The 12,968-nt window shown below is 71.4% G+C and carries 16 protein-coding genes; 1 reads left to right on the forward strand and 15 read right to left on the reverse strand.

Translation table 11 applies throughout. The features are described from left to right. Position 1: 1 nt before the first annotated feature. From SNR22_RS27620 to SNR22_RS27680, 13 genes are all read right to left on the reverse strand, one after another. The gene (locus SNR22_RS27620) at positions 2-2,029 is read right to left on the reverse strand and encodes a phage tail tape measure protein (protein WP_320069600.1); all 2,028 of its coding nucleotides are present in this window, start codon (positions 2,027-2,029) and stop codon (positions 2-4) included. An 18-nt stretch (positions 2,030-2,047) separates the two neighbouring features. Next, on the reverse strand, positions 2,048-2,251 hold the full coding sequence (locus SNR22_RS27625; protein ID WP_320069642.1) for a hypothetical protein: 204 nt from the start codon (positions 2,249-2,251) through the stop codon (positions 2,048-2,050). Then, positions 2,230-2,793 (reverse strand): hypothetical protein, encoded by a 564-nt coding sequence (locus tag SNR22_RS27630; RefSeq protein ID WP_320069601.1) that lies wholly within the window; start codon positions 2,791-2,793, stop codon positions 2,230-2,232. The genes SNR22_RS27625 and SNR22_RS27630 overlap by 22 nt, the downstream gene beginning before the upstream one ends. Further along, on the reverse strand, positions 2,793-3,554 hold the full coding sequence (locus tag SNR22_RS27635; protein WP_320069602.1) for a phage tail tube protein: 762 nt from the start codon (positions 3,552-3,554) through the stop codon (positions 2,793-2,795). The genes SNR22_RS27630 and SNR22_RS27635 overlap by 1 nt, the downstream gene beginning before the upstream one ends. A gap of 15 nt (positions 3,555-3,569) precedes the next feature. Further along, on the reverse strand, positions 3,570-4,016 hold the full coding sequence (locus SNR22_RS27640) for a minor capsid protein (RefSeq protein WP_320069603.1): 447 nt from the start codon (positions 4,014-4,016) through the stop codon (positions 3,570-3,572). 1 nt (position 4,017) lies between these two features. Next, on the reverse strand, positions 4,018-4,371 hold the full coding sequence (locus tag SNR22_RS27645; protein ID WP_320069604.1) for a hypothetical protein: 354 nt from the start codon (positions 4,369-4,371) through the stop codon (positions 4,018-4,020). Between the two features lie 2 nt (positions 4,372-4,373). Continuing rightward, positions 4,374-4,721 carry a hypothetical protein gene (locus SNR22_RS27650; protein ID WP_320069605.1) on the reverse strand — a complete coding sequence of 116 codons (348 nt, stop codon included), beginning with the start codon at positions 4,719-4,721 and terminating at the stop codon, positions 4,374-4,376. A gap of 3 nt (positions 4,722-4,724) precedes the next feature. Next, positions 4,725-5,387: a hypothetical protein gene (locus tag SNR22_RS27655; protein WP_320069606.1), complete on the reverse strand. Its 663-nt coding sequence runs from the start codon at positions 5,385-5,387 to the stop codon at positions 4,725-4,727. Further along, a complete protein-coding gene (locus SNR22_RS27660; protein WP_320069607.1) occupies positions 5,384-6,268 on the reverse strand; it encodes a hypothetical protein in 885 nt (294 codons plus the stop codon). The genes SNR22_RS27655 and SNR22_RS27660 overlap by 4 nt, the downstream gene beginning before the upstream one ends. A 63-nt stretch (positions 6,269-6,331) precedes the next feature. Further along, positions 6,332-6,922 (reverse strand): hypothetical protein, encoded by a 591-nt coding sequence (locus SNR22_RS27665; protein WP_320069608.1) that lies wholly within the window; start codon positions 6,920-6,922, stop codon positions 6,332-6,334. Between the two features lie 3 nt (positions 6,923-6,925). Beyond that, the gene (locus tag SNR22_RS27670; protein WP_320069609.1) at positions 6,926-7,246 is read right to left on the reverse strand and encodes a hypothetical protein; all 321 of its coding nucleotides are present in this window, start codon (positions 7,244-7,246) and stop codon (positions 6,926-6,928) included. Between the two features lies 1 nt (position 7,247). Then, on the reverse strand, positions 7,248-8,249 hold the full coding sequence (locus tag SNR22_RS27675; protein WP_320069610.1) for a major capsid protein: 1,002 nt from the start codon (positions 8,247-8,249) through the stop codon (positions 7,248-7,250). 17 nt (positions 8,250-8,266) lie between these two features. Further along, positions 8,267-9,013, reverse strand: a complete 747-nt coding sequence (locus tag SNR22_RS27680) for a hypothetical protein (protein ID WP_320069611.1) — start codon at positions 9,011-9,013, stop codon at positions 8,267-8,269. 95 nt (positions 9,014-9,108) lie between these two features. Here SNR22_RS27680 and SNR22_RS27685 point away from each other — a divergent pair, with 95 nt between their 5' ends. Further along, a complete protein-coding gene (locus SNR22_RS27685; protein WP_320069612.1) occupies positions 9,109-9,525 on the forward strand; it encodes a hypothetical protein in 417 nt (138 codons plus the stop codon). Between the two features lie 112 nt (positions 9,526-9,637). On the opposite strand, the gene SNR22_RS27690 is transcribed toward SNR22_RS27685, so the two are convergent. Further along, a complete protein-coding gene (locus SNR22_RS27690; protein ID WP_320069613.1) occupies positions 9,638-11,371 on the reverse strand; it encodes a phage minor capsid protein in 1,734 nt (577 codons plus the stop codon). Between the two features lie 3 nt (positions 11,372-11,374). After that, positions 11,375-12,955 carry a phage capsid protein gene (locus SNR22_RS27695; RefSeq protein WP_320069614.1) on the reverse strand — a complete coding sequence of 527 codons (1,581 nt, stop codon included), beginning with the start codon at positions 12,953-12,955 and terminating at the stop codon, positions 11,375-11,377. Between the last annotated feature and the right edge of the window lie 13 nt (positions 12,956-12,968).

The raw sequence follows: 12,968 nt of genomic DNA on the forward strand, positions 1-12,968 counted from the left end.
ATTACCCCTGTCCTAGCGCGGCCTGGACGCTGCCGCCGCCCTTGAGCTGCACCTGCTCCCGCAGCACGAGCACCAGGTCCCCGCCCCTGATGCGAAACTCGCCGCTGATCAGGAGCCGCATCAGTCCGGCCATCGCCGATCCGCCGGCGAGCGGCTGCACGGTGGCCCCGCGGCCGAGGTGCACCAGCTCCGGACCGCGCTCACCCACCACCGCCGTGCCCGCGCCGAGGATGTGACCGCCCTTGGCGAGCATCGGGATGTTCGGGGTGGCCAAGGTGACCGAGGGGATGCCCATGCCCATGATCGACCCGCCGCCGAGCGTCAGCGAGAAGCCGTTCCATTTGCCGATCATCCAATTCAGGGCCGTCCGGAACGCGTCCTTGATCCCGTCGAACATTCCGCGCGCTTTCGCCTTAATCTTGCCCGGCAGTGATCCGACGAACGAAACGAATGCGCCGACCTTCCCGGTCACCCATTTCCACCCGGCGGCCACCCCGTCGAAGATGGTCGTCCAGAAGCCAGTGAACAGCCCCCACCAGCGCTTGAAGAGGCCGACGAAGAAGTCACCGATCATGCCCCAGAAGCCGCTGAACAGGGCCCACCAGCCCTTAGCCAGTGATACGACCGTCTCGAAAAGCCACGTCCAGCCGCCAACGATCCAGTTGACGACAAAATCAAATACGGCCTTTATCGCACCCCAGACGGCCTCCCAGATGGTCTGGAAGAACTGCGTTTGTGTCGCGAGGTACACGATGCCGGCGATCAGGGCGACCACCCCCAGGACGATCCACGTGATCGGGGAGGTCCAGAGCGCGAGGTTGAGGACGGTCTGCACGACCGCCCAGACCTTCATCGCGCCAACGATCAGCGCGATGGCCCCGGCGAGGATGCCGAGGCCGGTCGCCAGCGGCGTCACCCAGCCCGAGTTCTTCTGCAACCACCCGAACGTCGACTCGATGTAGGGGACCGCCTCGCCGAGCTTCTCGACCAGCGCGGCCTGAGTCTGCCGCTTGAAGGCCTCCAGCTTCTGACCGGCCGACTGCTCCAGGGCGTCACCGGCCCGGCCCGCAGCGCCGCCGACCTCCCCGAGGGACTTCGCTGCGGTGTCGAGGTCCAGGGCCCCGAGAGCACCCTGAAGGTCCTCGGCCTTGGTGCCGAACAGGGCCACAGCGGCGGCCTCGCGCTCCGTGGGGTCCTTCATCGCCTGGATGCGCTCCAGCACGGTGCCGAGAGCTTCACGCGCCTTGGGCCCGCCCTTGGCGAAAATGTTGGTCATCTTCTCGGCGTTCATGCCGATGGCCTCGAAGCCCTCCGCGCTGCTCTTGCTGCCGTCCGCCGCCCTGATAGCGAATTCCTTCAATGCGTCGCCGACCGTATCCAGGTCGCGGGCACCGGCCTTTACGCCCTGATTCATCAGGCCCATCGCGTCCGCCCCGGACAAGCCGAGCTTGCGAAATTGGGTGCTGTACTCCGACATCGAGTCGAGCAGGTCACCGGCCTGGTCGCCGCTCTCTTGAAAACCCTTGGTGATGAGGTCCAGGGCCTCCTCGGCGTTGCGAGCGAGCCCGTTCTTGACCATCTGCCCGGCGGCGCGGGCCGCCTGCGTCACGTCCAGGTCAAAGGCCTGCGCCAACGCCTGCGTCTTGACCGTGATGTCCTCGATGACCGCCGCGTCGGCACCCGGAGGCAGGAGCCCGCCCTGCATGACGGCCCGGGCGGCGAGCATGGCGTCGGCGGCCGACTCGCCGAAGCCGCGGCCGTACACCTTCCCCGCGACGTCGCCGAGTTGCTTGGCGAGCACCGGGTCACCGATCTGGGCGGCGAGCTTCGCCCGCGCGCCCTCGAGCTCCAGGCCGCCGAGCAGCCCGGCACCGATACCGGCCGCGAGGGCCGCACCAACCATCGGCCCGTACTCGCGGGCCTTCTGCCCAGCCTGCTCCAGCTTGCCCCGGGCGGCCTTGATGGTCCGGTCCAGGGCGGTGTCGTCGGCCTTCAGGTACGCAACCAACTCGCCGAGCTTGAGCGCCACGACGCCCTCCCTCCGGGCTCAGGTCCCGGGCAGTCCCGGGATAGACGGTGTCTCCGGCTCCGGAGCGAGCGCCCGATAGAGGCGGGTGTCAGCGGCGAGCAGGCCGGTGATGCGGACCTCCAGCCACCGCCACGACCGTCGGCGCATCAGGCCGCGGTTCTCCACGTCAACGCCGTACACGTCGTGGAGGTCGGCCTCGATCAGCCGCCAGTGGGCGAGGATCTCCGTCCACGAGACGCCTTCCCCGGCCCGCTCGCGGCGGACTTCTTCGGGGACCTCGTACCACTCGTAGAGGCCGGTGTGCGGGTCTTGCCGGCCCCGCCCGTACTGCTCCCAGCGGCCCGACGCTCCTTGCGGTTCGTCGGGCCCGATGCTTCCGGGGGGCGACCACCGGAGGTCCAGAACCGCTCGGCCGCATCCTCGCCGCCGATGATCCAGATGTAGGCGGCCTGTCCGCTGAACTGGATGTACGGGTCCTCGACTCCGTCACCCGCCATCTGCTGGTAGACCGGGCCGAGGACCCGCTCCGGCAGGGACACGTCCGGCCCGCCGGGCAACTCCGGCAGGGCCTCAATCCGCTCCACCGCGGCCTGCATGTCGGCGTCCGTGGAGGCGGTGTGCACGTCCCCGGTGATCTGGGCCAGCCGTCGGCACCAGAGCCCCAGCTCGGCGCTGGCGAGCGGGACCACATACTTGCGGCCCCGCACCGTCAGCTCCAGCCCCGGCGACCAGTACTCGTCCAGGTCGGCGAGCTTCGCACCCATCAGGCGTACAGGTAGTTGTCGGCGGCGACGTTCGGGCTGGCCCCGCCGGTGTTGGTCACGATCACCTGGACGGTGCCTGCGCTGCCGGCGGGGGCGACCGCCACGATGTGCGAGTCGGACACGACGGTGTAGTTGGTGGCGTTGGTGGCACCGAACTTCACGCCCGTCGCGCCGCTCGTGCCGGCGAAGCGCCCGCCGTAGACGTTGACCAGGGTGCCGCCGGCCGTGCCGCCGCCCGTCGGAGCCAGCCCGGTCACGACCGGGGTGAGGTTGGCTGCCGGGTTGGCGACGTCGGAGGCGAGCGGCCCCTGACCCTGGATGACGATGGACACGGTGTCCTGCGCGCCGCCGCCACCGCCGTCAGGCGACCACTGCTTGACGTAGGCGCGGCCCTCGTGGGCCTCGCCGATGCCGTTACGGTCGTACCAGCGCACGCCGAACTCGCCGAGCCGTACGTTGCTCTTGGCGGCCAGGAACTTGGTGCGAAGGAAGGCGTGCAACGGGTCCAAGCTGGTCCCGGCCGCGTTGGTCGAGTGCAGCAGCTTGATCTCCAGCCGCCAGTTGTAGCCGGTGACGGACTCGCGGCCCGCGCCGTCGTCCTCGTACGCCTCGTCGGACTCGGTGCGCAGCTCGTCGACGGGCTTCAGCTCCTGGATACCCATGAGCTGCTGGTAGAGGCTGGTCGGGTAGGCCGCGGTGTCGATGTCGACCCGGAGGCGCCGGGCGAGCATGGTCCTGCGGTCGGTGGGGGTCGTCGCCATGACGTACTCCTCGGGTCAGTCGGTGCGGTTGCTGGTCGGGCGCATGGCCTCGACGTAGTAGTTGCTGCTGGTCTCCCACCGGCCGTTCGCGTCCGCCCCGAGGGCGGCGTACGACTGCCGGTAGACCTGGACGATCGGGATGCCGCCCCAGGTGAGGGCAGCGGCGGAGTCGAGCGCGTCGAAGACCGCATCGGCCACGTCCTCCGTGGTGCGCGGGTCCTTGGTGCCGCGTACGCGGATCTGGACGCCCATCGTGTAGTCGGCCGTCCCCGGCGGGGAGGCGACGACGTACGGGGCGAGCGTGATGATCCGGTCCGGGCTGGGCGGGATGGCGCGGATGTAGATGCCGACCTCGCTGGCCGGGTAGCTGCCAGACGGCCGCCAGGTGCCGATGTCGGCGGCGGCCAGGTGCTCGGCGAGGCCGGTCACGAGTCGAGACGTCCAGCCGTCACCGGTGTCCACGTCAGCCTCCCAGGGGCTTGCGGGCGGCCTTCGCGATCAGCGCCAGCATGACGGCACGTTCGGTGCCCATCGGCTCCTCCAAGTACTTCGCCTGCCGCCCGTCGTCGTGCCGCAGGGTCATGTCTTCGTGCTGGCGGACGCTGTAGGACCTGTCGTACGACACGGCCACGGTCTGACTGCTGCGGTCGCTCGAAACCTCCCCGCTGCGCTCCAGGTCGCCTTCCTCGTGCGGCACGAGGGTCGACGACACCTGGAGCAGGTGCTCGGCGGCCACCTCGGTGCCGTCGAACGACGCACCGGACAGCGCGGCGAGCACCTTGTCGCCGTCCCAGTCGAGCCGGAAATCGTCGGCCATGGTCACTCCAGGGATAGCTCGACGTGCTCGGGCAGCCCGAGGCCGTGGTCTTCCATCACGCTGACCGCGAGCACCCGGGCCGTCCGGCCGGTCCACGGCAGGGTCACCAGCGACCCGGGCGGGGCGACGGTGGCCATCGGCGCGAACACCGCGGTGGAGCTGACCGCCTCAGCGCCCTCGGCGTCCTGGGTCTGGGCGACGACCCGGCGGGTGGTGTCGTCGACGACGCACGGGCCCACGTCGGCGGGGTCGGCGTACTCGTCGCCGTACGCGCCGGAGCCGGTCAGCGCAGCCACCTGGATGGTCCGCGGCTCGGGGATGTGCAGCTCGCAGAACTCTTCCCACGTCACGGCTCACCTGCTCTGCGGGCCGTGGCCGGTCAGGCCGGCCGCCTGGAGGACCGTCCACGCCTGCTCCCAGAGGCCGCCGATCAGCACTGGCTGGTCGCCCGGGTCTGCGGATGCCTGGACGCTGAGCCGGCCGATGGTGAAGCCGGCGCGCCGCCCCGCCCGGGCATCCGCGTCGAGGCGACCGGCGACCTGCTCCAGGGTCGCCTCGCGCAGGGCGTCGATCACCACCTGGTCGTCGGGGTCGTAGACGGCGCACAACAGCGCCCGGTCCACGTCCCGCGACGCCCGGACGATGAGGTGCTCGGCGTTGGCCGGGGTCCGGCCGAGCCGCTCGGTGAGGTCGTCCACGGAGGCGTACCCGCCCGCGACCGGTGGCGAGGCGACGCTGATCACCTCGGAGGCGGTGACTGCGTCCCCGTCACCATCCAGGCCGGTCCAGGTGACCACGTAGTCCGCGGCGGCCTGGTCGGCGGGCACCTCCCACCGGTACGAGTAAAGCCCGGTCGCCTCGGCGGTGACGCCGCTGCTGGTCGGCCCGACCACGGCCGTGCCGCCGCCGGCCGGCGCGATCCGGACCTGCACACCGGTCACCACGGCGGCCGGGCCACCCGGGTAGGCGTACCACTGCACGGTAAGGGTGGCCGTGCGGCCAGCCACGAAGGTCACGAGGCCCCCCGGTAGAAGTTGAGGCCGTCCAACCCGAGGTAGCCGGCGTTGCCCGTGGACACCGCGAGGACGACCACCCCGGCCGTGTCGATGGTCAGGATCGCGGCAAGGTTCGACGGGGCGCCGGTCCGCACGCTGAACGTCTGCACCTCGGTCGGCTTGTGAGCCGCGTCGAGGATGAGGAGGGTCGCTCCGGAGCCGATCGTTGCCGCCCAGGAGATGCGGCCCTTGAGGTGCACCCGGTCGAGCAGGCCGAGCTGACTCGCCGGGGTCGGGTAGGGGGCACCCGCCCACGTGACCCCGGTCCCGAGCGTGACGGCCAGCCAGGCCGGCGCGGAGTCGAAGACTAGGCCACGGCCGACGTGGAGGTCCCGGGCGGCGTAGCTGTCGCCGTTCGCCCGGGTGTGGAATTGGTCGACGTTGGCGCTGTTGGCGAAGCTGCCGATTGGCTGCCCAGTGCCGTCCTTGCTGGAGTGGCACTGGGCACGGAACGCGTACTGATCAGCAGCGTCCGCGTGGTTCGGCACCCGCGCCCGCGCGCATCCGTATCCGTTGGCGTACATGCCGCGAGCGCCGGCGTACTGCGCCTGCCACACGTCGGCCTGCTCGGCGCCGGTGGGCGGCCGGTTGACCGTGACCGTCTGGTCGCCCGCGACCGATGCGGCCCGGGGCAGCAGGCCGGCCGCCAGTCCGGCGGCGTACGCCCGGTCGCCGTGCGGGTCGGTGGCCGCCGCGTGCGCGCTGACCGCCGTGGCCGCCGCGCCGGACGGCTCCGCGCCCACGTCCCCGGCGTCGAGGACGACCGCGCCGGCCTGGCCGTTGACGGAGGCCACCCCGCCATCACCGCCGCCGACCTGCCCGGTGTACCCGGTCGCTGCCATCAGCACTCCCTCGCGCGTCCAGGTGGGGGCCCGACCGCGTGCACGGCCGGGCCCTCGATCAGGTCAGGACACGAGCACCAGCGGGCACTTCGCCACACCGGTCTGCGCCCCCGTGGAGGCCGGAGCGACGTCGCCCGTCGCGCTGCCGAACGTGAAGCCCAACGCCTTCGAGACGCCCGCCACGACCGCCGCAGTGGCGGTCACGACCGGCGCGCACCCGATCAGCGTCGGAACGGTCGACGCGGTCACCGAGGTGGCCACGATGTACCAGCCGTCCCTCGTGATCGTGACCGGCTTGCTGAGCGCCAGCTTGCGGGCGGTGTTCGCCGCCCAGGCCGTTGCGCCCTGCGCCGGCGACTGGGCGAGGATCGCCCCATCCGGGTCGTACAGCGCGTGCCAGCCGGCCGTGCCGGTCGCCAGCGCCGTGTTGCCCGCGACGAACGCCACGTTGGTGATGACGTCGCCGGCCCGGAGGAAGATCCGGACGCCGATGGCCACACCGGTGCCAGTCGCGGCCAGGTCGCTGGTGCACGCCCATACCGGGATGTTGGAGCGCGCGAACGAGGTCTGCGGCACCCCCGGAAGGGCGTTGTACGGCAGGTCGTGGGCCGCACTGTCGGCGACCGGGATGCTGGAGCGGCCGTGCACCGTCATCGGTCACGCCTCCTTCGGGCCGAGGTACTTCTCGGCGAGCTGGTCGCGGGTGAGGGCCTCGGCCGCGTCGGCGGTCATGCCCCCGTCGGGGCTCACGGCGTAGGTGGCCCACTTGGCCTTGGAATCGCCACGGGCGGGCCGCTCCGGCTGCTCGGGCGAGGCCTCCGGGTTGACCGTCGGCTGGTCGATCGGCTCGACGCCGTAACGGTGACGGCGGAAGTAGGCCACCGCGCCGTCGTCGTCGGTCTGGCCCTGGCCGTCGCGGAAGTGCACACCCGCAACGATGCCGTTGAAGCCCTCCACGGGCGTGGTGATCTTGTGCATGTCAGCCCACCTTGATGTTTCGCAGGACAGCCGCCGCCTTGGTCGCCTTGAGTGCGACCGCGACGGGGCCCAGCTCCACCTCGCCCGACTTGACGGCGCCCGGCGTCGACCAGTCCGGCAGCCAGGTGGCCACCATCTGGCTGCCCACGGTCGTCACACCGTGGAAGCCGTCGAGGCCGATCCGGACCGCGTACAGGTCGGTGAGGTTGGTCTGGTTGCCGCTGATGTTCCGGGTCTCGACCGGGATGATCGGCTCGTTGCTGCCCGCCTTGTTGCCCGGGTCGGCAAAGGTCACGGACCCGTAGTTCTCCCGGGTGATGGGCCGCCCGTTCGGGCCCAGGAGGCCCTCGATCGGGTCCCGGGTGTAGAGCCCGGTCCGCCGGACGATGCCCCGGATCTTCGCCAGGAGCTTCGTGTTGCCCAGCAGTAGCGTGGGCGTGCCGTCGAGCAGGCTGAGGAACTCGTCCAGGAGGTCGAGGGCGGTGAACTTGGTCGCGGCGTTCGTGTCGAGGTCGGACCAGTTCGTGACCGTGGCCGCGTTCATCTCGGTGCTCGACCCGGTCAGCGCCTTGTCGAGTCCGTCGAAGCCGGCGGCGTCGACGGCCACGTCACCGTTGATCACCATGTCCTGGAAGGTGGTCCGAGTCGCCTTGATCTTCTGCGCCAGGTTCAGCGCCACCGCGCCGGAGGCGTTCGCACCGATCCGGGCAATGACCCGGTCCACGGTGAACGCGCCGCCCATCACGGCCAGGTCGACGTTGTGCTTCTCGGTCTGCACGTTGCTGGCCACGTACTCCGTGTTCAGCTCACGGGTCGAGGCGGTCGGCTGGGTGACCAGGCGCCGGTAGCCGTAGGTCATGGTCGCGCCGCCGCCCGCGGGGTTGACCGCGTCGTCGTAGACGAGCATGTCCATGATCGTCGACTCCTTGCGGAACTCGTCGATCACGCTGGCGTCGAAGTCCTCCTGCGCGTTGTTGCTGGCCTCGGCGAGGCTGGTAGGCATGGGCTTGCCCTCTCGGGTCAGCCGCCGAGCTTGCGCTTGACGGCATCGGTCAGGTTGGCGGAGCGGCCCCTGCTGGTCCCGCCTCCGGTGTGGTCGGCCCCCTGACGACCCGGCCCTTGGCCGGTCGCGGCGAGCTTGCCGTTGGACTTCACCGCGGCCTTGATTGCGGCGGTGACCTGGTCGCCGAAGTCGGCGGCGTCCGGGTCGATGTCCTTCATGCTGTTCATGAAGGACGTGCTGTCGAGGAGGGCGTCCGGGTCTCCACCGGCCTTGCCGGCGCGGCGCAGGACGGCCGTTTCGATCTGGGCGTTGCGGGCCTTCGCCTCGGCCCCTGTGGCCTTGGCCGAGGCTTCCTTGAGCTGCTCGGCCGGGTCCTTGGTGCCGTCGGGCTTGAGACCGGCGGCGGCGAGAATCGCCGTGACCTGGTCCTTGGCGGCCTTTGCGTCGCCCTTGGCCTTTTTCTCGGCTTCGCGGGCGGCCTGGATCGCTCGGCTCGCCCGGGCGGCGTCGAACTCGCCCTCGATGTTCGGCTTGCCGCTGGTGTTGGTGTCGTCGCCCTGGCCGTCGTTGCCACCCTGGCCGGACTCGCCTCCGGCCGTGCCGCCGCCGGATCCGCTGTCGCCGGCGCCACCGCCGCCGCCGCCCTCACCGGATCCGCCGGCGATGACGTAGATCGGTCGGCCGTCGCGCCGATACCCGATGATCTTGCCCGGGTAGACGAGCTGGCCAGTGACGGGGTTGGTGAACACGGCGGGGATGTGCACGGAAGCCTCCTTGAGGCGGTCGTGTCGGATCGGTGACCACCGCGCCTTGCGGGTGGCCGGTACCGTGCCCGCGTCATCACCTACGGGAGGTATCGATGAGGGCACGTCACATCTGGATGGTCGCCACGCTGGTCGGCGCTCTGGCCGGCTGCGGGGGCGGCGGTGAGGAGCCGGCGGCGGTCTCGACGACGTCCGGGGGCCTCAGCGCGGAGGCAAAGGCCGCAGCCGAGGCGGCGGCCGGCATCCCGCCGAAGCCGGACCAGAAGACCGCCGACGCCTACCTGGCTGCGCTACGGAAGATCGACCCCGACATCGTGGGCGACAAGGACCCCGAGCGGATCATCGACCGGGGCCGGGACCAGTGCCGCACCATCAAGGACTTCCCCGACGACCAAGACAAGGTACTCATGTTCGCCAACGCCCGGTTCACGTCCCCGGAGCAGCCGAACGGGTTCGGTGACGACGTGGCGAAGAAGATCAACGCGGTGGTGAAGAAGTACCTCTGCCCCTAGTCCTGCTCGTCCTCGTCGGGCTCGGGCATCTCCAGCTCGACGCGGTAGTCCATCGTGATCCGGTCGGCGGCGGCCTGACGGTCGTCGTCGCCCTGGTCCTGCTCGGGCTGCGTCATCGCACTACCTCCGCCACGATCTCCCGGCCCGGACCGGGCCCCGTGTCGGACACTACGCGCAGCCGGAGCCCGCGCTGGAGTAGCAGCTCGCTCTCGTACTCCGCCCCGGAGAGCTGGAGCGCCCCAGTGCCTCGCGGCACCCGGATGGTCAGGATCGCGCCGCCGCGCGCGAACTCCTCGGCCACGCTGCGGCTGGCCGTACTGGAGACGTAGGAGTGCTCCGTCCACCGGGTGCCGACCGGCAGCGCGCGGGCTGCGGCCTGGCCGAACACGCTCAGCGGGTCCTGGATGCCCCGGTGGAGGACCACGTCGGCGGTCAGCTTCGACCTTCGCAGCGCCCGGTCCAGGTGCCTTGTGGCCTCCCGGAGGAAGTCGAAGGCGAAGCCGGCTGGGAGCTTGCCACCCTGCCTGCGGAGCGCCCCGTTGAGGTTGGCGTACAGAGTGCCCCGGTACTGGTAGACGGCGTCCCGCTCGTCGGCCGTGAGCTGCGTGTACGCGGCGTCGCTGCGGACGTTGATCGGTGCGGCGTCGAGCGCGGCCTGCCCGGTGACGGGCGTCGGCCGGGGCGCGGTTGCCGGGACACTCGGGGTCGTCCGGGTCGGTGGGGTGTTGCCCGCGCCGATCCGCTCCCGGTACGGCAGCCGCTTCAGCTCCGGGTGCTCGGCGAGGTGGTCGCGCATTGCGCCCTGCCACGCCTTGACCTTCCCCGCCGCGCTCGCCTTGGCCGTGTCGTCGAGGGCACTTGCCTCCCGCTCCTTCCACTTCCGGATGCCGCGCTCGATGGCCCTCTGCTTCTCCTTGGCCTCGTACCCGCGCGGGTTGGCCGTGGGCCGGACTGGCCGCTTCGTCGCCCCAGGCAGGTATGACCTCAGGCTGTGCGTGCAGTTCGGGTGCTGCAACCCCGCGGCCCGGGCATCCTCCACCGAGCCGGCGATGTCCACCGTCACCGTGCCAGCGGCGACCATGCTGGACAGCTCGACCCGCCCGCGCTGGCCACCGGAGATCGTGAGCACCTTGCCCTCCCACGGGGCGCAGCGCGGGCACTCCCGAGGCGAGTCCGACACGATCACGGTGTCCACGCCGAGGGTGGTCAGCCGGTCGGTCTGGCCCTGGACGGCGGCCCGCTGAGTGACCGTGCGGGCGCCCATCTCCACGTAGCTGGACAGCCGCCAGCGGCGTCCGGCCGAGTCCACGAAGCTGGACACGCCCTGGTCGACGAACCGCTGGTACGCCCACTGCGAGGCCTGCCGGCGGGTCATCCCGCCGGCCACGGACACGGCGGTCGCCTGCGCGATCACCTGCCGGTACACGTCGATCGCCCGGCGCAGCACGGCGCTGTGCTTGGCCTCGATGTCGGCCACCAGCGCGCTGGCCAGGTTCTCGACCACCGCGATGCGCGGTACAGCCTGCTGCACCCCGGTCAGGTCCGGGGCGTCCCGCAGCAGGGCGGCGGACAGGTCCCGGGTGGCGATCCCCTGCCCGGAGCGGTATGCCCCGGCGAGCATCTCGTGGATCAGGTCCGGGGCGCGGCCGGCGACCAGTGCGAGGACCCGCTCCGTGGCCTGCCGGAGCGAGCCCAGCGCGGCCATTCGGGTGAGCGCCCAGTCCGGGGCATCCTGGCCGGCGGCGAGCCGGCGGGTCACCTCGGCCAGGATGGCCTGCTCGGCACCCCGGTACAGGTCGACCGCACCTCGGGTGACGTCCTCGATCTGCTCGCCGGTGAGGGCCACGGGTTACTCCTCGGGCGCCGGCTCGTCGTCCTGGTCCTCGGTGTCGTCGGTCGGGTCGTTGCCGGCGAGCGCGCCGAGCGCCCCGCCCACCTCGACGGTCGGCGGCTGGTCGCCCTTGATGCGGTCGACCTCCTCCTCCACCTGCTTGTCGCCCCAGTCGGGGTGCACCATCCGCACCAGAGTCTCCGTCGAGGCCGCCCCCGCAGCGCTCAGCAGCTGAGCTGTGCGAGCCGTTGCTTCCGGGGACTCGCTGACGCTGTCGCCGAACTCGACGTTCGGCCGCTCTTCTGGCGGACCGCCGAAGTGGATCCGCTCCAGGGCGAGGTGGATCTCCACGTAATCGGCGAGCCTGGGCTTCGACGTCGTGGTGCGATCCCCGCGAGTCACGAACGATTGTCGCTCGCGGGCGGTGGCCTCCGTCGCGGTCATCGCAACGTCGCCCTCCTCACCCATCGTCTGCGACGACAGGCCGGCGTGCCGCATGGCCACTTCCATCAGGGCGTCGATGGTGGCCTTGTGCTCGACGTGCCGAATCTCGAACTGGGTCGCGGTGAGCTTCTCGCCTGCCGGGTTGGGCAGGCCATTGACCGCCGAATACACCTCCCGGTCGGGGTCCCACGTCGCGCCCTGGCCGGGCCCGTTCGACTGGAGCATGTACTCCGGGACGGTGATGCGGCCTCGGGCGAGCCGGATGTCCCGCATCCAGTTCGTCCACACCTCGTCGATGCGGTCGAAGAGCGGTTCGTTGCCATCCAGGTCGCTCCGCCCGTGGTACTTGAGCGGACCCAGCTTCCGCCAGCGCCTCTGCGGGCCGGCGTTGGGGATGCGGACGACGTCGAGGCGGTCCAGGCCGGTCGGCTGCGAGCCGGTGGCGTCGAGCAGTTCGGCGAGGTGCGCCACGTCGGGGTGCTCGGTGAGCGGGATAGCCCGACCCAGCTCGTCCGGGGTGCCCTCGTGCAGCGCGTACGTGATCCGGCCGGCCCCGCCGACGACGTCGTGGTGCTCCAGCAGCCGCAGCACCGTGCTGCTGCTCTCGTGGACCGTGGACCAGAGGGTCACCTCGACGAGCTGCCCCCACCGGATGACGGGGATCGCGGCGTCGGCCGACACCGCCGTGGGGATCGCCCGCTTCGGGGCCACCTCCCGGTCGATGACGGGGCGCAGGTACACGTCGCCGAGCACCGACCCGACCTCGGCGGCGTGCCGCAGCACGGTGTAGAGCCCCGCCTCGATGAGCTTTTCCACGGCTTCCTGCACGGCCGGGGTGTCGCAGGTGAGGGCGGGCGGTTCGGCGTAGAGCAGCCCGGCGGAGGTGGCGGCGAGGTCGGCGGGGACGGGCACGTGCAGCCGGGTGTCGCGCTCGCCGACGCGGGGCGGGGTGCCCCAGAGCCAGCGGGACAGCGCCCCCACGACACCGCCCGCGTACTGGCTGGGCCGGGGCCGGCCGCCGGTGGTCGCGCGCCCACGGTAGACCTGGGCCAGGTCGCCGGGGTCGCCCACGTACCAGGCGTCCCAGTCGCCGTATGCGTCGTAGGCGGGCTCGTGGGCGGGCGGCGGCCAGGCGCCGCCGGTAGGGATCGGCACCAGGCCCTCCTTA

Origin of the sequence: Micromonospora sp. RTGN7 (genome assembly GCF_033804645.1) — a bacterium.
In the GTDB taxonomy this organism is placed as follows: Bacteria; Actinomycetota; Actinomycetes; order Mycobacteriales; family Micromonosporaceae; genus Micromonospora.